The organism is Thermoanaerobacter thermocopriae JCM 7501 (genome assembly GCF_001310975.1).
GTDB classification, from domain to species: Bacteria; Bacillota; Thermoanaerobacteria; order Thermoanaerobacterales; family Thermoanaerobacteraceae; genus Thermoanaerobacter; species Thermoanaerobacter thermocopriae.
Window position 1 is genome coordinate 1 of the sequence record NZ_BAZY01000037.1, and the last position, 19,555, is coordinate 19,555.

The window sequence follows — 19,555 nt, forward strand, 5'->3', positions numbered from 1 at the left end:
AAAATTTATGAGAAGAATAAGGAGGAAAACAAATCAGAAATCCCGGAGCGAGGGGAATAATTTATGAAAAAATTGGACAAACATATAAAAAATATAATTAAAAATGAGCGATTAATAATCATTTTTTTGCTGTTTTTTATTTTATTTTCTCTTATGCCTTAGTTTATACCAGTGTAACGCCTCCTAAATTTGACCTTAAGGCAGGGGATGTAGCAACCCAAGATATAAAGGCACCTAAAGATGTAGTGGATATAATAGCTACTCAAAAAAAGATACAAGAAGCAGTAAATGCGGTAAATCCTAAATATGATTATAATGAAAATATTGCAAAAGAATCTTATAGTAAACTAGTTGATTTTTTCAATAAATTGAGAGAAATACGCAAATCTCAAGAAGCAGAAGAAAAAAAGTTGCAAGACTTTAAAGCTATAAGTCCAATTGGTTTGGAAGAGGATGATATAACTTTGCTTTTAGAAATAGATGATAATACTCTTATAAACATGGAATCGGTTGTGTTGTCGACTGAAAAAGCGATTATGGCAAGGCAGATTACGGAAGATACTTTACCTACTGTTTTAGAAGATGCTGAAAGTGTTGTAGAAAGTTCTGATATTTCTGCAGAAGTAAAACCAGTAGCAATTAAGGTTTTATCTTCTGTTATTGTTCCTAATATGATATACAATGCCTATGAGACAAACCTTGCTAAAAAAGAAGCAGAAGAAAAAGTACAGCCAGTTATGTATAAAAAAGGGCAAAACATTGTGGTCAGTGGAGAGGTAGTGACACAACAACAAATCGAAGTTTTAAAATCCTTGGGCCTTTTAAAGAGTAGTAGTAAAATTGATTATGGAATGATAATAGGTTTGCTTTTGATATTAGGCTTGTCACTGTTTCTATCAATGTATTATATTATAAAATTGGACAAAAAGATTACTACCAAAAAAATCTACATGGAATTGTTGTGTTTAACAGGTATTTTTTATCTTTTATTGGTCGTTGCCTTTAAAGAGATTGAACCCCTTTTAATTCCCTCAGCTACTTTGCCTATGTTAATTTCTGTTTTAATAGATCCTTATATTGCCATTATGATAGACATAATTTATTCTCTTTTAGTAGGCTTGATGGTGGGGTTTAACCAAGAATTTATTTTTATGTCATTGCTAGGAGGATTGATTGGTGCAGTAAAACTTTCTCATCCTAAACAACGTTTAGACTTTGTTAAAGCAGGCCTTTACGTTAGTGGTGTAAATCTTGTAAGCATTGTAGGGATAGGGCTTTTAAATAGCAATGATATAATTTCTGTATTAAAAAGTAGTTTATGGGGGATTGTTAGTGGGACTTTTAGTATAATTTTGGTGATTGGCACTTTACCTTTTTGGGAAGCAGTTTTTGATATTCTAACTCCTTTAAAACTTTTGGAACTATCAAACCCAAATAACCCGCTCCTAAAAAGACTTATGATGGATGCTCCTGGGACTTATCACCACAGCATGGTAGTGGCAAATCTTGCAGAAGCTGCTTCTGATGCTATTGGAGCCAACAGTTTATTGGTTAGAGTAGGAGCTTATTATCATGATATAGGTAAAATTAAAAGACCTTATTTTTTCAAAGAGAACCAGCTTTCAGGAGAAAATTTACATGATAAAATCTCTCCTGATTTAAGTACATTAGTAATAATTTCTCATGTAAAAGATGGAGTGGAGCTAGCTAAAAAGTATAAGCTTCCTCAACAAATCATTGATTTAATAAAAGAACACCATGGTACTTCTTTGGTGAAATATTTTTATACTAAGGCTTTACAAAATGAAGAGGAATCTTGCGAAGAAGAATCTTTCAGATATCCAGGTCCAAAGCCTTCTACTAAAGAGTCTGCTATTTTGATGTTGGCAGATTCTGTAGAAGCAGCTGTGAGGTCTATTCCTGAACCTACTGAGGAAAACATAAAAAATATGATAGATAAATCATTGCAGATAGATTAGACGATGGTCAGTTAGAAGATAGCGATTTAACTTTAAAAAATATTAAAACTATAAAAAATTCTTTTTTGACTGCTTTAACAGGTATGTTTCACAAAAGAATTGAGTATCCTGATATTGAACCAAATCAAAATAAAGAGGTGTTAGAATGAACATTTTAATCGACAACAGACAAAGTAAAGTCGATGCAGCAAATTTAGAAGAATTGATTGAAAAAGTAATAAAAACTGTATTAGAAGTAGAAGAGGTTATTGATAATGTTGAAGTAAGTGTATCCTTTGTAGATAATGAGGAGATGAGAAAGTTAAATAAATATTACAGGGGCATAGATAAGCCGACAGATGTTTTGTCGTTTCCTTTAGCAGAATTTGAAGAGACTTATGACAAGATTGAGAAAATAGATCAAGAGTCAGAAGAAGTACAGCCAATAGGAGACATAGTTATTTCTTTGGAAAAAGCGTTAGAGCAATCAATGGAATATGGCCATTCCTTTGAGAGAGAAGTAGCTTATCTGACTGCTCACAGCATGCTGCATCTTTTGGGTTATGACCATCAAACTGAAGAGGAAAGAAAAATTATGAGGCAAAAAGAAAAGGAAATTATGGCGAGGCTTAATATTAGGCGGTGATTTTGTGAAATCGAGAAATTTGATTGACAGCTTTAATTATGCGATAGAAGGAATCTTACATGCTTTTAAAACTCAAAGGAACATGAAAGTTCACTTTGCCGTAGCAATATTTGTATTGTTTTTTTGCCTTTTTTTTGACCTTTCCAAAGTAGAATTTGTGGCAATTTTGTTTACTATTTCTTTAGTTTTAATTTCTGAAATGATAAATACAGCTATTGAAACCGCAATTGACATGATGGTTAAAAATTATAATCCCTTGGCTGAAGTCGCGAAAAATGTCGCTGCAGGAGCAGTTCTTATATCTGCAATAAATGCTGTTCTTGTAGCTTATTTAATATTTTTTGATAGGGTAAACCCTTGGACAAAAATAATTTTAATAAGGCTTAGAGAGTCACCGATTCATGTTACAGTTACAAGCCTTTTAGTTGTTGCTTTTTTGACTATAATTTTAAAGGTACATTTTAAAAAAGGAACCCCTATGAGGGGAGGAATGCCCAGCGCTCATAGTGCTCTTGCTTTCGCTACTGCGACAGCTATAACTTTTATGACAGCAAACGCCTTTATTGCTACTTTAGGCTTTTTACTTGCTCTTATGGTGGCTGAAAGCAGAGTAGAAGGTAAAATTCACTCTTTTTCTCAGGTATTTTTTGGAGGTTTGTTTGGAATCTTGATTACGGTGTTGATTTTTCAAATAATCAAATAAGGAGTGATTATATGGGCTATAAAGCCGGTTTTGTAGCATTAATTGGCAGAACTAATGTAGGTAAATCTACTCTTTTAAATGCAATTTTGCAAGAAAAGATTGCTATTACTTCTCCCAAACCTCAAACCACTCGAAATACTATTCGTGGGATTTTGACGACAGATGAATACCAGGTTATTTTTGTTGATACTCCTGGTATTCATAAACCTAAATCTAAATTAAGCGAATTTATGATAGAGGTAGCTAAAAGAACATTAAAGGAAGTCGACCTTATTTTGTATATGATAGAACCAGATACTGAAATAGGACCTGGAGATAGATATATAATTGAGCATTTAAAAGAAGTAGATACTCCTGTTATACTTGTAGTCAATAAAATAGATTTGGTACCGGAAGAAAGAATAGAAGAGACTATAAAAATTTTTAAAAAGGAGTATGCTTTTAAAGATGTAGTGGCTATTTCTGCTATAGAAAATAAAAACATAGACTTGTTGAAAGAAAAAATTGTGTCACTTTTGCCGGAAGGTCCCAAATATTATTTGGAAGATATATAACAGATCAGCCCGAAAAATTAATAGTGGCAGAAATAATTCGAGAGAAGATGTTACACTTTTTAGAGGAAGAAGTACCTCACGGTGTTTATGTAGAAGTGGAATCTATTAAAGAAAGAGAAGATAAAGATATAGTAGACATTGAAGCATATATTTACTGTGAAAAAGAGTCTCACAAAGGAATTATTATAGGTAAAAATGGACAAATGCTAAAGAAAATAGGTCAAAGTGCACGACAAGATTTGGAAGAATTTTATGAAAAACAGGTTTTTCTCGATCTATGGGTTAAGACGAGAAAAAATGGAGGGACAATACGACGTTACTAAAAAAATTAGGATATGCCATTGACAAGAAAACTTACGAATAGTAAAGTATTTAGTGGAAACAAAAGGAGGTTATGGTTATGAATATAGCAAAAATGATTGACCACACTCTACTGAAGCCAAATGCGACAAAAAGTGAAATAGAAAAGCTTTGCAGTGAGGCAAAAGAGTATGGATTTGCTTCTGTGTGTATAAACCCTTGTTTTGTAGACCTTGCCTATAGTATGTTAAAAAATACAAATGTTAAAGTTTGCACGGTTATAGGATTTCCATTGGGTGCAAATACTATTGAAAGCAAAGTTTTTGAAGCGGTGGATGCAGTAAAAAGGGGCGCTACAGAAATAGATATGGTACTGAATGTAAGTATGCTAAAAAGTGGAGATTATGATTATGTGAAAAAAGAAATTGAAGAAGTTGTAAAAGCGGTGAAATCTCACGGAGATATAGTTGTAAAAGTAATTTTAGAAACCTGTTATCTCACTGATGAAGAGAAGATAAAAGCGTGTCAGCTCACCCAAGAGGCAGGTGCTGATTTTGTTAAGACTTCTACTGGTTTTGGACCAGGTGGAGCTACTGTAGAGGACGTAAAATTAATGAGGCAGGCGGTTGGTAAAAACTTTGGCGTTAAAGCTCTGGTGGTGTTAGAACTGCTGAAGATGCTAAGGCGATGATTGAAGCAGGAGCTAATCGCATTGGAGCAAGTGCAGGAGTTAAGATTGCAGAGGAATGGAATAAACTAAAAATGAGTTGATAAAAAATGCGCTTGTTAAAAACAGAAGCAATAGTATTAAAAAATAATTCAATAGGTGAAACAGACAAAATGGCTACCCTTTTTACTAAAAACTATGGAAAACTTCGGGCGGTAGCAAAAGGGGCAAGACGATCAAAGAGTCGTTTTGTGAATGCAATAAGGCCTTTTATGGTTGCCAATTATGTTATTTTTGAAGGACAAAATTATTACTACATTGACCAATGGGAATTAATAGAATCCCATAAAAATATAGAAAAAGACTTAGTTAAATTTTCTGTGGCGTCGTACATTTCCGAAACTGTAAACAAAATTTTAGAGGAAAATCAAAAAAGTGAAAAATTATATCAATTTTTAAAACATTCTTTTAAAGCTGTTAACGAGTTACAAATAGACCCTTTAATTTTTATTGTTTCTTATAACTTGAAATTAGTTTCTTTATTGGGGTATATGCCTCAACTTGATAATTGTATTGTTTGTGGAAAAAGAGAAGATTTAAAATATTTTTCTAATTCTTGCGGTGGTGTAGTGTGTACAATCTGCAAAAATAAATGTTTTGATGCCAGACCATTGCATGAAGTAGCATTAAAAGCTATAAAGTATTTTTTTAAAGGAGATTATGAAAAGCTTCAAAATATTAAAGTTTCAGGAGTTATAAAAGAAGAAGTGGATAAAATAATAACAGCTTATATGAAAGAACATTTGGAAATAGAGCTAAAATCAAAAGATTTTATTGACAAATTACAAAATATGTGAAAGGAGGGCTTAATGTGTCAAATGAAGAATTAGAAAAAATAGATATGATAGTAGAGAGGTTGGGCGTAAGCTATAAAGAAGCAAAAGAAGCATTAGAAAAATCAGGTGGCAGTGTGGTAGATGCATTAATATATATAGAAGAGAATAAAAAAAGCTGGATTGAGACCTTTACAGTTGCAGGTTCAGAAGTTATAGACAAAATAAAAGAATTAGTTAAAAAAGGTAATGTTACAAAAATAAGAATAAAAAAAGATGACAAAGTTATTGTAGAGATTCCTGTAACAGCAGGTGCTATTTCTGCAGTTATAATTCCTCAGTTGACATTAGTAGGAGCGGCAGTGGCTCTTTTAGCAAATGTCACAATTGAAGTTGAAAAACATGATAAAAGCGTAACCGTATTAAAAGAACAAAAGAAAAAAGATTGACAGAAACTTATCTCTTTGGTATTCTTAAATAAGTAACGTCAAAAACCTTTCTTCCCAAAAGGGATGAAGGGTTTTTGCATAATTGCGAGAGAAAAAGGAGTGTTATAGATGCCACAACAGGTTACAATGGATAAAATAGTTGCCCTTGCAAAAAACAGAGGATTTGTTTTTCCAGGGTCTGAGATATACGGAGGACTTGCTAATACTTGGGATTATGGACCTTTAGGCGTAGAACTTAAATCCAATATTAAGAGGATGTGGTGGAAAAGATTTATTCAACAAAGCCCTTATAATGTAGGTATTGATTCTGCTATTTTGATGAATCCAGAAGTGTGGGTTGCATCAGGTCATGTTAGCAGTTTTAGCGATCCTTTAATGGACTGTAAAGAGTGCAAATCAAGATTTAGAGCTGACCAATTGATTGAAGACTACATTAAAGAAAAGGAATTAAATATTTCTATTGAAGGTTGGACGAATGAACAATTGATGGAATTTATAAAAGAGCATAAAGTGCCATGCCCAAAATGTGGTGCCCATAATTTTACCAATATTAGGAAGTTTAATCTCATGTTTAAAACCTATCAAGGGGTTACAGAAGATTCTAAGTCAGAAGTGTATTTAAGACCAGAAACTGCACAGGGGATTTTTGTGAACTTTAAAAACGTTCAAAGAACAACTCGTAAAAAAATACCTTTTGGAATAGGACAAATTGGTAAATCTTTTAGAAATGAAATAACTCCCGGTAATTTCATATTTAGAACGAGAGAATTTGAACAGATGGAATTAGAATTTTTCTGTAAACCAGGAGAGGATATGGAATGGTTTAATTATTGGAGAAAATATTGCATGGATTGGCTTTTAGAATTCGGCTTAAAAAAAGAAAATTTAAGATTTAGAGACCATAAAAAAGAGGAATTATCTCATTATAGTACTGCAACCACAGACATAGAATATAATTTTCCCTTTGGATGGGGAGAGTTGTGGGGAATAGCTAATAGAACAGATTTTGATTTAAGGCAACATATGGAACATTCGGGAGTTGATTTGTCTTATATGGACCTGCAACAGGAGAAAAGTACATACCATATTGCATTGAGCCTTCTGTTGGGGTAGATAGGTTAATGTTGGCATTTTTAATAGATGCGTATGAAGAAGAAGAGTTAGAAAATGGGGAAACTAGAGTGGTTTTAAGGCTTCATCCTGCTCTTGCTCCCATTAAGGCAGCAGTGCTTCCCTTATCCAAGAAATTATCAGAAAATGCCTATAAGCTCTATGACCAGTTAAGAAATAAATTTGTAGTAGATTACGATGAGACAGGAAGCATAGGTAAAAGGTACAGAAGACAGGATGAGATAGGCACGCCTTTCTGTATTACTTATGACTTTGATTCGGAAAATGACCACTGTGTAACCATAAGAGATAGAGATACCATGGAGCAAGTGAGAATAAAAATTGAAGAAGTAGAGAAATATCTAGAAGAAAGGTTAAATTTTTAAGGGAATCAGAGAAGGTAATGTAAAGTACAACCGAAAAAATCAGGCTTTTGCCTGATTTTTTTAGCTTTTGAGGCATAATATTCTGTGTTATAATATAAAATAAACGAAAAAGAAAGTTGGTTATCTCATAAACTTATGATATAATTATACTAAAGTAATAAACAAATAGAAAACGTTTATAAAAAATATATAAAGAGAATAAAAAATAAAAAAATAGAGGATTTTTAGCCGGCGCTGTCTCATGAAAAACGTAAGGTCGGTGGGAATAATTATGACCCGTGTGCTTAACATGGTTACAACTTATGATAATAAACTTGTGTATAATTTAGCGGTTAAAATTATGGAGCACTGGGTAGAGAGTCTTCCTGAATAGAAGCTGCAGTACGAAGTGATAGAAAGAGGGATCACTAATATAGTTAATTGTTTGTAAAGCTTGGGGAAAGTTAGGGGGATTTATTGAATGGAAGAAGGAGTATCAATTTACTTGGTTTCAGATTCTAATGTAGATACAGCAGAAAACATTGCGAGTATTGCTGCTGCCCATTTTGATACTTTTATAGAAAAAATAAAAAAATATCCTTATGTGGGTGATAAAAATCAAATAGAAGAAATTATTATGGAAGCAGCAAATGATGCAAATAGCATTATAATCCATACTATGGTGGTTCCAGAATTAAAAGATTATCTTCTTAAAAAAGCACAGAAATTTGGCATAAAAATAGTAGATGTAATGGGACCGGTGATAAATGCTATTGAAGATAGTACTGGTATATCCCCCCATACCAATTTAGCAAAAAATAGCAAAGAGGATTATTTAAAAAAGATTGAAGTAATAGAATTTGCTGTAAAATATGATGATGGCAAAGATGCAATGGGTATATTATTGGCAGATGTAGTTGTTATAGGGGTTTCTAGAACATCCAAAACACCTTTGTGCATGTACCTGGCTCATAAATACATAAAAGCCGCTAATTTGCCACTAGTGCCAGAAATTGAACCACCTCAAGAACTATTTGAAATCAACCCTAAGAAAATATTTGGGTTGACTATAGACCCTAAAGTTTTGGTAAAGATAAGAAAAGAGAGATTAAAATCTCTCGGTCTTGACGCTAATGCTATATACGCTTCTGAAGAAAGGGTTAAAAAAGAGATAAAATATGCTGAGGGGGTGATGAAAAAATTAAGGTGTACTGTAATCGATGTTACAAATAAAGCTGTAGAGGAAACAGCTAATGTGATATTAAACGTATTAAAAGGAGGAGAGACTATATGAGTAAAAAGTATGTGTATTTATTTAGTGAAGGCGACGCTTCAATGAGAGACCTCTTAGGAGGAAAAGGTGCAAATCTTGCTGAAATGACGAAGTTAGGTTTGCCTGTTCCACAAGGATTTACAGTCACAACTGAGGCTTGTACAAGGTATTATCAGGATGGTAAAACTATAGCTCCAGAAATTGTAGATCAAATATATGAATATATGGCTAAATTAGAAGAGATTACACGCAAGAAATTTGGAGACCCAACAAATACTTTATTGGTATCGGTAAGGTCTGGTGCGAGAGTTTCAATGCCAGGTATGATGGATACTATTTTAAACCTTGGCTTAAACGATGAGACAGTAGAAGGCCTTGCTAAAGCTACAAACAATGAAAGATTTGCCTATGATAGCTATAGAAGGTTTATTCAAATGTTCTCAGATGTTGTAATGGGAATTGATAAGAATAAATTTGAGGCTATTTTAGACGAAGTAAAAGAAGAAAATGGTGCAAAATTTGATACAGATTTAACAGCTGAAAACCTCAAAGAAGTAGTAAAAAGATTTAAAGAACTTTACAAAAAAGAAATGGGGGTAGACTTCCCACAAGATCCAAAAGAACAACTTTTAGAAGCTGTAAAAGCTGTATTTAGGTCTTGGGATAATCCAAGGGCAATAGTTTACAGAAGACTTAACGACATACCAAGTGATTGGGGTACAGCAGTAAATGTTCAATCGATGGTATTTGGTAACATGGGTAATGATTCCGGTACAGGTGTTGCTTTTACAAGAAATCCTGCAACGGGTGAAAAAGCTTTATTTGGCGAATTCTTGATGAATGCTCAAGGAGAAGACGTTGTTGCAGGTATTAGAACGCCTCAGCCAATTTCAACTTTGAAAGAGACTATGCCAGAAGTCTATAACCAGTTTGTAGAAATTGCTGAAAAATTAGAGAAACACTACAAAGACATGCAGGACATAGAGTTTACTATTGAAAAAGGCAAACTCTACATCTTGCAGACAAGAAACGGAAAGAGAACTGCTCAGGCAGCTTTGAAAGTAGCTGTAGATTTAGTGGCTGAAGGCTTAATAGATGAAAAGACAGCAGTTTTGAGAGTAGATCCCAAGCAATTAGACCAGTTATTACATCCTACTTTTGAGCCTAACGCGCTAAAAGCTGCAAAACCAGTGGCAAAAGGTTTGCCTGCATCTCCTGGTGCTGCATCTGGTAAAGTATATTTCACCGCTGGTGAGGCGGTAGAAGCTGCAAAAGCAAGAGGAGAAAAAGTAATTTTAGTAAGAACAGAGACATCTCCAGACGACATTGAAGGTATGTCTGTAGCACAAGGAATACTTACAACTCGTGGCGGTATGACATCTCATGCGGCTGTTGTGGCAAGAGGTATGGGTACAGCTTGCGTAGTAGGTTGTGGTGATGCGAAGATAGACGAGCAAGCAAAAGTAATGAGAATTGGTGATATAGAAGTTCATGAGGGAGACTACATATCAATAGATGGTAGCACAGGTAATGTTTACATTGGAGAAATAAAGACTGTTACACCTGAAATAACTGGAGATTTTGCAACTATCATGAGGTGGGCAGATAAATATAGAAAATTAAAAGTGAAAACTAATGCGGATATACCAAGAGATGCCAAAGTTGCGGTTCAGTTTGGGGCTGAAGGGATAGGTCTTTGCAGGACAGAGCATATGTTCTTTGATGAAGACAGAATTCCTGCTATGAGAGAAATGATTGTTTCAAAGACAGAAGAACAAAGGAGAAAAGCACTAGAAAAACTGTTGCCTATGCAAAGGTCCGACTTTGAAGGTTTATTTGAAGTGATGGGTGACTTCCCTGTTACTATACGTCTTTTGGATCCACCATTGCATGAATTTTTACCACATAAAGATGAAGAAATTAAAGAACTTGCAGAAAATATGGGTATAACTTTTGAAGAACTAAAATCAACAGTAGAAAGCTTAAAAGAGTTTAACCCAATGTTAGGTCATAGGGCTGTAGATTAGCTGTAACTTATCCAGAAATTGCCGAAATGCAAACAAGGGCTATAATAGAAGCTGCTATAAACGTCAAAAAGAGAACAGGCAAAGACGTAAAACCGCAAATTATGATACCACTTGTAGGTGAACTTAAAGAGCTTAAATATCTTAAAGACATAATAGTAAAAGTGGCAGACGAAGTTATAAAAGAAAACAATGTGGAGATAAAATACCTTGTAGGAACAATGATAGAGGTACCAAGAGCAGCTCTTACAGCTGACCAAATAGCCAAAGAAGCTGAGTTCTTCTCCTTTGGTACTAATGACTTGACTCAGATGACTTTTGGTTTTTCAAGAGATGACGCTGGCAAGTTCCTTGAAACCTACTATGAAAAGAAAATATATGAATTTGATCCATTTGCTAAACTTGACCAAGAAGGCGTTGGCAAGTTAGTAGAAATGGGTACTAAACTTGGAAAACAGACAAGACCTGACCTTGAAGTAGGTATATGTGGCGAGCACGGTGGGGACCCATCTTCTATTGAATTCTGCCATAAGATAGGGATTGATTATGTCTCCTGTTCACCATACAGAGTGCCTATTGCAAGGTTGGCTGCTGCTCAAGCGGCAATAAAATACGATAATAAATAATTATTTCGAAGGCAGCAAATCAATTTGCTGCCTTCGAGTATTTTAAAGTTATTTTTTTTGAAAATTCATGTTATAATATTAAGTAAAATTGGTAACTTTAATACCGGGAGGAATTAAAATGGATAGAAACACAGCCTTAGCACTTGTCAAAGAATACGTATCTGATGAGACTCTGATAAATCACATGATAGCTACAGGTGCTATAATGGGAGGTTTAGCTGAAAGATTAGGACAAGATGTTGAAAGATGGGTTGTTACAGGGATATTACATGACATAGACTACCAGGAAACTAAAGATAATCCAGAGTTACACAGTATAAAGGGTGGAGAAATTTTAAGGGAACATGGTCTTGATGAGGAAATAGTACATGCAGTTATGGCCCATAATGAAATTCATGATATTGAGAGAAAATCTCTACTGGACAAAGCCCTTTTTGCAGTAGATCCTTTATCGGGTTTAATTACTGCAACAGCTTATGTGATGCCTTCTAAAAAATTAGAAGAGGTTCAGCTAAAATCGGTAAAGAAAAAGTTTAAAGACAAGACTTTTGCTAAAGGAGCAAATCGTGACCAGATCAAAACTTGTGAAGAATTTGGAATTTCTTTAGACGAATTTTTAGAGATTGCTCTTAATGAGATGAAAAAAATAGCACCACAGATAGGATTGTGAGGAATGGAAATGAATGTGAAGGAAAAACTTTTAGAACTAATGAATGAGGAAAATTATAAACCTTCTAAGATAGAAGAAATAATGAAATTTTTGGATATAGATTACAGTCAAAGAAATATTTTAGAATCGATATTAAAGGAAATGGAAAAAGAAGGCCTCGTTTTTAAAACAAAACGAGGCAAATATGCTATTCCCGAAAGATTAGATTTGGTCAAAGGTAAGATTGAATTTCATTCAAGAGGCTATGGTTTTTTAATTCCAGAAGATAGCAATATAAAGGACATATTCATACCTGTAAGTGGTATGAATGGCGCAATGCATGATGATACTGTTCTGGTAAGAGTTACAAAGAGAGTTGATGGAAAGAGTGAAGAAGGAGAAGTTGTAAAAATTCTCAAAAGAGCAAATGCGACTATTGTTGGAACTTATGAAAAAAACAAAAATTTTGGATTTGTGGTGCCTGACAATAAAAAGATTCACCAAGATATATTTATTCCTAAAGGAGAAGATAAAGGCGCAAAAACTGGTATGAAAGTTGTTGTCAGAATTACCAAATGGCCTGAAGGAAGACGAAGTCCCGAAGGAGAGATTATAGAAGTATTGGGGTATAAAGGAGACCCTGGTATAGATGTAATGTCCATTATAAGGGAATATGATATTCCTGAAGTTTTTCCTAAAGAGGTTTTAAAAGAAGCAGAAGATATACCTACAGAAATTCCTGAAGAAGAGCTAAAAAGAAGAGTCGATTTGACTAACTTAAATTTTGTTACCATTGATGGAGAAGATGCAAAAGATTTGGACGACGCAGTATGTGTACAAAAACTTTCGGATGGCAATTATATATTGTATGTGAGTATTGCAGACGTAAGCCATTACGTAAAAGAGGGTTCTCATTTAGATAAAGAAGCATTAAAAAGAGGATGCAGTGTATATTTCATTGATAGAGTAATACCAATGTTACCACCTAAGTTATCTAATGGTATTTGTAGTCTAAACCCACAGGAAGAAAGACTGACTCTCACTGTTAAAATGAAAATAAACTCTAAAGGAGAAGTTGTAGACCATGAAATTTTTGAAAGTATTATAAAAAGTAAAGAGAGAATGACATATACAAATGTTTACAAACTTTTAGAAGAAAATCATGAAGAATTAAAAAAGAGGTATCAATATTTATTGGAAGATTTTAAAATAATGAAAGAATTAGCTCTAGTGTTACTGGAGAAAAGGAAAAGAAGAGGTAGTGTAGATTTTGATTTTCCTGAAGCTAAAGTAATAGTAGACGAGAAGGGCAGGCCAATAGATATTGTAAAAGTCGAAAGGAATATAGCTCATAGGATAATTGAAGAATTTATGTTAGCAGCTAATGAAACGGTAGCAGAGCACATGCATTGGTTAAATGTACCTTTTGTTTATAGAATTCATGAACATCCGGATATAGAAAAGTTGATTGCTTTTAATAAATTTATTCACAATTTAGGCTATCATATAAAAGGAATTGAAGGAGGACAAATACATCCGAAGTCTTTGCAAGAATTAATAAGACAAGTGAGAGGAAAGAGCGAGCAAAGAGTTGTAGAAACTTTGCTTTTAAGGTCTTTAAAAAGAGCAAGATACAGTCCAGAAGACATTGGCCATTATGCTTTGGCGACCCAATATTATACTCACTTTACTTCCCCCATAAGGAGATATCCTGACCTTATAATTCACAGGATAATCAAAGAATACATAAATGGAAGATTAACAGAAAAAAGACAACGTCATTACAACAGAATTTTAAATGACATTGCTATAAAATCTTCTGAGAGAGAAAGAGCAGCAGAAACTGCAGAAAGAGAAATAGAAGAATTAAAGAAAGTAGAGTACATGGCAAATAGAATAGGAAATGTTTATAAAGGAATAATTTCCAATGTTACAAATTATGGATTCTTTGTAGAACTCGATAACACTGTGGAAGGGTTAGTAGATGTTGCTTCCTTGGAGGATGACTATTACCATTTTGAACCAGAAAGATATATTTTGATTGGTGAAAGAAGTAAAAAAGTTTATTCTATAGGTAAAGAAGTTTATGTAAAAGTTGTTCATGTAGATGTGGATAGAAGAGAAATAGATTTTGTTTTAGCAGAAGAGGAAAAAGATAACTTAGAGATTGGTTTAACGGAGCATAAAAGCGCAGAAACATATATTGACACTATTTAAAAATGTGCTATAATATAATAGCGATGTGATGCCCTATTTGTGACACACAAGTAGGGCAATTTTTCCCTAAAGAAGGTGCTTAAGTTTTGACGAAAGAAGAGATTAAAATAATTGCTCAAAACAAAAAAGCCTATCATGATTATTTCATTGAAGAGACTTATGAAGCAGGAATAGCACTTACGGGGACTGAGATTAAATCTATTAGAATGGGGAAAGTCAATTTAAAAGACAGTTTTGCAAGAGTTGAAAACAATGAAGTTTATCTTTATAATATGCATATAAGTCCTTATGAAAAAGGCAATATATTTAATAAAGATCCCTTAAGGACTAGAAAATTACTTCTTAATAGACATGAGATTAATAAACTAATTGGCTATGTGACAAGGAAAGGTTACACTTTAATTCCTACAAAGCTTTATTTAAAACGAGGCCTTGCCAAAGTTGAATTAGCTGTAGCGAAAGGTAAAAAACTTTACGATAAGAGAGAAGATATTGCAAGAAGGGATGCAAAAAGAGAATTAGAAAAGCACTTTAAAGAAAAACAATTAGGCATATAACGTGGGGGTGTACTGGTTTCGACGGGGGCAGTCGAGGTAAAAGTAGCGAGCCGAGTTGTCCGCCAGCTCGTAAAAACGGTGGAGTAAAAATAAACGCAGACAGAGAATTAGCTTACGCTGCCTAATTTAAGGTAGCCGTCCAACCTGAAATGCCCACGTTTCAGGATTGGGCGCCAAAAGAGTGGGGAACTGGTTTTGCTCAGGCTTCGGGGCAAAACCGGAACTTATGAAGCTACCGAGGCGGTTATCCTGTCGCTGGGAGAACCGCTGAGGGAAAGTTAAAACAGCGACTGCGCTCGGAGAAGCTTTTACTGTGACGCCTTCGGACCGGGGTTCGACTCCCCGCACCTCCACCAAAAATAAATATGGGGCTGTAGCTCAGTTGGGAGAGCGCCACAATGGCATTGTGGAAGTCGTGGGTTCAAGTCCCATCAGCTCCACCAGAAAAATCAAGGGTTCTAGGTATCCTGCAAGGTACTAGAGCCTTTTTGGTGCCTAATTGGTTCCCGTATGGAGGTGTCAAGATTATGATAGACCTGGGAAAGGCCAGACTACGTTTTGAAGAACTAGGGCTTCTGAGCGTAGATAGACAATTTATTTTAAACAAGCCCTTTTTCAGTCCTATAATAGTTAATTTTACTGGTCCTGAAACTATTTTACAAATTTATCTTTCTGTAACTTACGGTTTAATAATGAAGAAAAAGATGAATAACTTTGCCAAAGCGAAATATTGGGAAGATTCAACAACAATTTTGCCATTTTACTGGCAGAAGTAAGAATGTTAGGATAAAATTAAAAGAACACTTGGAAGGTAGAGAAAATTGAAAAAGCTATAGCTTTATTGACGATAGCTTTTCTGCTTAGGATATTGACATATATTAGTGTAACTCCAGCTTATGTGAATGATAAAAAAGTGGTACGACAATAATAATAGCAAAAAAAGAGAACCAAAAGTACATGGAGATATAGGTGATAAAACATTTACAAGCGTTTGTAATAATTATCATTTCTAGGATAGGTTGCAAAAAAGAATTTTATATGAAGGGATTTACAGGTAGATCTGTATTATTTAAAATTTTTCTTCTATGCAAGCTTTATAAAATACATACCATCAATGAAAGAGCTAATAGAATTAGCTACTTTTGAAACAATACGAAAACTATGAGGGTGAGATAAAACTGGATGGGATAGAATTAAGGAGAATAGACAAAAAAGATTTGTTTAAGATAATAACGCTTTTACATCAGAATGTGTTTATATTTGATGGCACAGTAAAGGATAACATAACTCTATTTAATGACAAATACACGGATGAAGAAGTAATAAGAGCAGCGAAGACAGCAGGATTAGGGTAGTTGTTAGAGAAATTGCCAGAGGGCATATACAGCGATGTAGGGGAAGGAGGGAAACTGCTGTCAGGAGGGGAGAGGCAGAGGATAGCGATAGCGAGGTCAACCTCCTTCTTGGTTTTGTATATATTCTAATTCTTACCAAGAAAGAGGTTTTTAATAAGTTTACACCAAATTTTTACAGTCTCGAGGATGCTGAATAAAATAATTATTCAGCTTCTACTCGATTGTCTGTTAAAAAAAATATTGTTTCACTGTTATCATAAACAGAAGTGTGAAAAGTTTTTGTAATTATAACTATATTTCCTCTATCGAAGAAAAGAAATATTTCTAAATATTTTAATTTCATTCACGACTTTTTATTACAAGCATGTTAGTTTCCTTAGAAATTTCCAAATTATAAAACTTCCTGCAGGACTCCATAATCGTCTTTATAAGTTTTTCCTGACCAGTTATTTCGAGTAAATGTATAGATTTAGATAAAGAGTCTTTGTATTCTTCTCTGCCAAGATGGTACTCTGCAATTGCTTTTCTAAAATACAGAAGTCCCAGACTACTTAAGGTGTTGTTCTTTACACAGGTTTCTATTCCGAGATTTGCATAATGTAAAGATTCTTCAGTAAGAGAAAGTATATGATAGTTATAGGATATATTGTAATATATTTTTATTTTTGTTTCCCATTCCTCTGGTGATAAATTTTCCAAGCAGAACAAAAGCATTTCAAGGCTTTTTTGTACACCTTCTGTTTTTTTGATAATCAAAGCCATATTCATTAAAATTCTAATTTCCATATCGCTGTAGACGAAATCAGTGTAATTAGAAAGAGAAAAGTTGGGAATAGTAAATTCCATCGCTTTTTGAAGCTTCTCCATAGCTTTTTCATAATTTTCATTGATTGTTTTTTCAAAGACAGAGTCAGCGATTAGTAAAAGTTGATTTAATAACTTAGAATAATATAGGCTCATATCAGATTTTTTAAGCAATTTCTTTAACCTATCAATATCATCTCTCAAACTTTCAAAATCTCCGCTTTCGAGTTTCTTTTCTAGAGAGGATTTTATGTCAAAGAAGATAGAATAATCATTTAATCTGTATTTTAGAAGCAACTCATTTAAATCTTTTTTATAAAGGTGTGACAATAACTCTAGAGTTTCATGTTTGGGTATGACTTTACCGTTTTCAATTTTTCTAAGTGTATCTCTGTTAATAAAACCATATTTGGAAACATCGCTTTGGGAAAGTCCCAGAGATTTGCGAATATTTTTAAGTTCTTCACCAAATGCTTCTAAATCGTAATAGAAACCATCCATTTTTTAACACCCCATGCCGATTCAAATCGGCTTGAAATTATTCTGTTTATTAGCTATTATATAGTTAAAAGAAGGAAATGTAAAGAGCAGGTGAAGATGGAATGAAGAAGAAACTATTGATTATGTTCTTTGTTGTAAACATTTTATTTACATCTTGCCTTTTCAACGTATTAGGAGGAGGAAAAGTAGCTCCATTATGGGAAGAAGATGCAATAGAATTGCACTCTTATGACCACATTGGGGTGAAGTGATAAAGGGGTAAGTAGTGGAATCCATCCATTTTAACCTAAATCTTTAAATAAGAAGAAAAGCTAGTAAATTAGCAGTATGAACAAAAAGGGATTAAAAAAGTTTATCTTCTCGATATTTATTATTTCAATATCCAATATATTTAATGCAAGTATAGTTACACCATTATAGTAGGGAAATACCATGAAATAGGATTTTATGGTAGGGATGTGCAAAATTAATTAAAATAATCATAATCAAAAACCAAAATATGTATGACATACAATATATAGTAATTAACACTGACAATCAAGCAGAAAGGAAGTGGTAAGGGAAAAGAAAAGACAAAAAGAGGAGCTAAAAAAGGGCATAAATATCCTGTAGAAGTCAAATGTTAAAAAACGGCATGAAATAGATTCAATAAAAATTAGGCCGATTGCATCAAAGCAACAAGAGATCTAAACTCATCATATTTGCCCAATTTAATAGCTACAATAGCGACGGTAAGCAAAGTAATATGGCCAAAACTATTAAGGTTGCTCACAGAATTAATATTTCTAACATAAGCCTTTTCAAAATTCAGAGCTTTAAAGCGGGAATTATATCTTTCTGATTCTACTCTTAGTCTATAGACAGCCTTAAAATATAGGGAGTCTCTATTAATAGAAGACCTATAATCAGAAGATATAATAGCATACTTAGTACAGCCTCTATGCTTTTTGCCATTAAAATATTTAGGATGCCTTATAGGCAGGCAGAATCATCTTTAGAATTACAGAACTTGCAAACAAATTTTTGCTTAATAAAACCATCAAAATATTGCTTGCCATCTTTAAGCATTTTAATACCCGCTTCACAAACCATATAACCATCATCAGTCAGAGGGGGATTTTTAGAATTACGCCAGTTTCGAGGAATAAAGCAATGACCGTGGAGAATATTTCTAACATAATTATAAAGTTTCTTAACATCATAGCCTTTATCGGCAATAAAATTAACATACTTAAGGTTAAACCACTTATTAGTCTTTTCAGGTAAAGACAAAGCGACTTCAAAATCGGGGACATCAGCGGGAGTAGTAGTTTCAGCGATAGGCAATCCAGAGATAGCATCAACAATAATGTGATTTTTATAGCCCCAATAAAACTTATAACGTTTATTAGAAGAATCACTAGAAGCAGAATAAACGCCTAATTTGCAGTCTTTATCAGACTTAGGCTGATTATCTTTAGAGAATTTATTTTTAGAAAAAGACTTAGAGTTATTTAACTTAGTGTTAGCTTTAATAGGGGTAGAGTCCATGGAAACAAACTCACCAAAGATAATGCCCATATTTTTGAGGATATTGACTTGATTTTGAAAGATAGAGGTCAAATAATCATGAGAGAACTCATTAATAAAACGGCGGAAAGTCCAATAAGAAGGAAGAGGTTTAAGGATGTTAAAGCCACAAAGATGAGCAATGATAAGATTATTGCGGAGATAATCTAAAAGGTCAGAAATTGTGCAGAATCTTAAAGCTTAATAACAATAAAAGCTCTAAAAAGTGGATGATGAGAATAACCCTTACGGCCAGGGCCAGAGGAAGGGAATTCAGCTATTGAAGACAGGTCAAGATTTTCAAACATAGAAGAATAGAAATCAATTTTAGACTGAGAAGAGGTAAAGAGTTCAGGTATATTTAAAAGCAATTGAAGCTGATACATGTAGGATTTCCTCCTTCTTAAAAAATTTTT

The 19,555-nt window shown here is 33.7% G+C and carries 13 protein-coding genes, 1 tRNA gene, 1 other RNA gene and 6 pseudogenes; 19 read left to right on the top strand and 2 right to left on the bottom strand.

The window, feature by feature from the left end:
* Positions 1 to 63 precede the first annotated feature (63 nt).
* From JCM7501_RS11040 to JCM7501_RS11115, 18 genes and pseudogenes are all read left to right on the top strand, one after another.
* Positions 64 to 2,128 (top strand): annotated as a pseudogene (locus JCM7501_RS11040) (HD family phosphohydrolase).
* The gene (gene ybeY / locus JCM7501_RS11045) at positions 2,125 to 2,604 is read left to right on the top strand and encodes an rRNA maturation RNase YbeY (protein WP_028992490.1); all 480 of its coding nucleotides are present in this window, start codon (positions 2,125 to 2,127) and stop codon (positions 2,602 to 2,604) included. The pseudogene JCM7501_RS11040 and the gene ybeY overlap by 4 nt, the downstream one beginning before the upstream one ends.
* A gap of 4 nt (positions 2,605 to 2,608) precedes the next feature.
* The gene (locus tag JCM7501_RS11050) at positions 2,609 to 3,307 is read left to right on the top strand and encodes a diacylglycerol kinase (protein ID WP_013150173.1); all 699 of its coding nucleotides are present in this window, start codon (positions 2,609 to 2,611) and stop codon (positions 3,305 to 3,307) included.
* An 11-nt stretch (positions 3,308 to 3,318) separates the two neighbouring features.
* Positions 3,319 to 4,225, top strand: a pseudogene (era, locus tag JCM7501_RS11055) (GTPase Era).
* 36 nt (positions 4,226 to 4,261) lie between these two features.
* Positions 4,262 to 4,932 (top strand): annotated as a pseudogene (gene deoC / locus JCM7501_RS11060) (deoxyribose-phosphate aldolase).
* Between the two features lie 6 nt (positions 4,933 to 4,938).
* On the top strand, positions 4,939 to 5,685 hold the full coding sequence (gene recO, locus JCM7501_RS11065; RefSeq protein ID WP_013150176.1) for a DNA repair protein RecO: 747 nt from the start codon (positions 4,939 to 4,941) through the stop codon (positions 5,683 to 5,685).
* Between the two features lie 14 nt (positions 5,686 to 5,699).
* Positions 5,700 to 6,110 (top strand): DUF4342 domain-containing protein, encoded by a 411-nt coding sequence (locus JCM7501_RS11070; protein ID WP_012995006.1) that lies wholly within the window; start codon positions 5,700 to 5,702, stop codon positions 6,108 to 6,110.
* Between the two features lie 108 nt (positions 6,111 to 6,218).
* A pseudogene (locus JCM7501_RS11075) lies at positions 6,219 to 7,606 on the top strand (glycine--tRNA ligase).
* Positions 7,607 to 7,847: 241 nt separating this feature from the next.
* On the top strand, positions 7,848 to 7,979 hold the full coding sequence (locus JCM7501_RS15245; RefSeq protein WP_256201420.1) for a CBS domain-containing protein: 132 nt from the start codon (positions 7,848 to 7,850) through the stop codon (positions 7,977 to 7,979).
* An 87-nt stretch (positions 7,980 to 8,066) separates the two neighbouring features.
* Positions 8,067 to 8,879, top strand: a complete 813-nt coding sequence (locus JCM7501_RS11080; RefSeq protein ID WP_013150178.1) for a pyruvate, water dikinase regulatory protein — start codon at positions 8,067 to 8,069, stop codon at positions 8,877 to 8,879.
* Positions 8,876 to 11,508, top strand: a pseudogene (gene ppdK, locus JCM7501_RS11085) (pyruvate, phosphate dikinase). Before JCM7501_RS11080 ends, ppdK begins: the two are co-directional and overlap by 4 nt.
* Before the next feature lie 118 nt (positions 11,509 to 11,626).
* Complete coding sequence (locus JCM7501_RS11090; RefSeq protein WP_012995010.1) at positions 11,627 to 12,178, top strand: HD domain-containing protein; 552 nt, start codon at positions 11,627 to 11,629, stop codon at positions 12,176 to 12,178.
* Positions 12,179 to 12,187: 9 nt separating this feature from the next.
* The gene (gene rnr, locus JCM7501_RS11095) at positions 12,188 to 14,374 is read left to right on the top strand and encodes a ribonuclease R (protein WP_028992493.1); all 2,187 of its coding nucleotides are present in this window, start codon (positions 12,188 to 12,190) and stop codon (positions 14,372 to 14,374) included.
* 86 nt (positions 14,375 to 14,460) lie between these two features.
* Positions 14,461 to 14,931, top strand: a complete 471-nt coding sequence (gene smpB / locus JCM7501_RS11100) for an SsrA-binding protein SmpB (protein ID WP_012995012.1) — start codon at positions 14,461 to 14,463, stop codon at positions 14,929 to 14,931.
* 3 nt (positions 14,932 to 14,934) lie between these two features.
* Positions 14,935 to 15,287, top strand: a transfer-messenger RNA (tmRNA) gene (gene ssrA, locus JCM7501_RS12785).
* Between the two features lie 11 nt (positions 15,288 to 15,298).
* Positions 15,299 to 15,374: transfer RNA gene (locus JCM7501_RS11105), tRNA-Ala, on the top strand.
* 84 nt (positions 15,375 to 15,458) lie between these two features.
* Positions 15,459 to 15,707, top strand: a complete 249-nt coding sequence (locus tag JCM7501_RS11110) for a hypothetical protein (protein ID WP_028992495.1) — start codon at positions 15,459 to 15,461, stop codon at positions 15,705 to 15,707.
* 366 nt (positions 15,708 to 16,073) lie between these two features.
* Positions 16,074 to 16,286, top strand: a complete 213-nt coding sequence (locus JCM7501_RS11115; protein ID WP_003867904.1) for an ABC transporter ATP-binding protein/permease — start codon at positions 16,074 to 16,076, stop codon at positions 16,284 to 16,286.
* 339 nt (positions 16,287 to 16,625) lie between these two features.
* Here JCM7501_RS11115 and JCM7501_RS11120 read toward each other — a convergent pair whose 3' ends face one another.
* Complete coding sequence (locus JCM7501_RS11120) at positions 16,626 to 17,591, bottom strand: helix-turn-helix domain-containing protein (RefSeq protein WP_013150184.1); 966 nt, start codon at positions 17,589 to 17,591, stop codon at positions 16,626 to 16,628.
* 101 nt (positions 17,592 to 17,692) lie between these two features.
* On the opposite strand from JCM7501_RS11120, the gene JCM7501_RS13180 reads away from it, so the two are divergent.
* A complete protein-coding gene (locus JCM7501_RS13180) occupies positions 17,693 to 17,842 on the top strand; it encodes a hypothetical protein (RefSeq protein ID WP_169729937.1) in 150 nt (49 codons plus the stop codon).
* 404 nt (positions 17,843 to 18,246) lie between these two features.
* Here the strand turns inward: JCM7501_RS13180 and JCM7501_RS12795 are convergent.
* Positions 18,247 to 19,525 (bottom strand): annotated as a pseudogene (locus JCM7501_RS12795) (transposase).
* Between the last annotated feature and the right edge of the window lie 30 nt (positions 19,526 to 19,555).

What these genes read in the sequence shown, in the direction of transcription:
- ybeY (WP_028992490.1), top strand. Translation starts at nt 2,125, where the DNA reads ATGAACATTTTAATCGACAACAGACAAAGTAAAGTCGATGCAGCAAAT.
- recO (WP_013150176.1), top strand. Translation starts at nt 4,939, where the DNA reads ATGCGCTTGTTAAAAACAGAAGCAATAGTATTAAAAAATAATTCAATA.
- JCM7501_RS15245 (WP_256201420.1), top strand. Translation starts at nt 7,848, where the DNA reads ATGAAAAACGTAAGGTCGGTGGGAATAATTATGACCCGTGTGCTTAAC.
- JCM7501_RS11080 (WP_013150178.1), top strand. Translation starts at nt 8,067, where the DNA reads ATGGAAGAAGGAGTATCAATTTACTTGGTTTCAGATTCTAATGTAGAT.
- JCM7501_RS11090 (WP_012995010.1), top strand. Translation starts at nt 11,627, where the DNA reads ATGGATAGAAACACAGCCTTAGCACTTGTCAAAGAATACGTATCTGAT.
- rnr (WP_028992493.1), top strand. Translation starts at nt 12,188, where the DNA reads ATGAATGTGAAGGAAAAACTTTTAGAACTAATGAATGAGGAAAATTAT.
- JCM7501_RS11110 (WP_028992495.1), top strand. Translation starts at nt 15,459, where the DNA reads ATGATAGACCTGGGAAAGGCCAGACTACGTTTTGAAGAACTAGGGCTT.
- JCM7501_RS11120 (WP_013150184.1), bottom strand. Translation starts at nt 17,591, where the DNA reads ATGGATGGTTTCTATTACGATTTAGAAGCATTTGGTGAAGAACTTAAA.
- JCM7501_RS13180 (WP_169729937.1), top strand. Translation starts at nt 17,693, where the DNA reads ATGAAGAAGAAACTATTGATTATGTTCTTTGTTGTAAACATTTTATTT.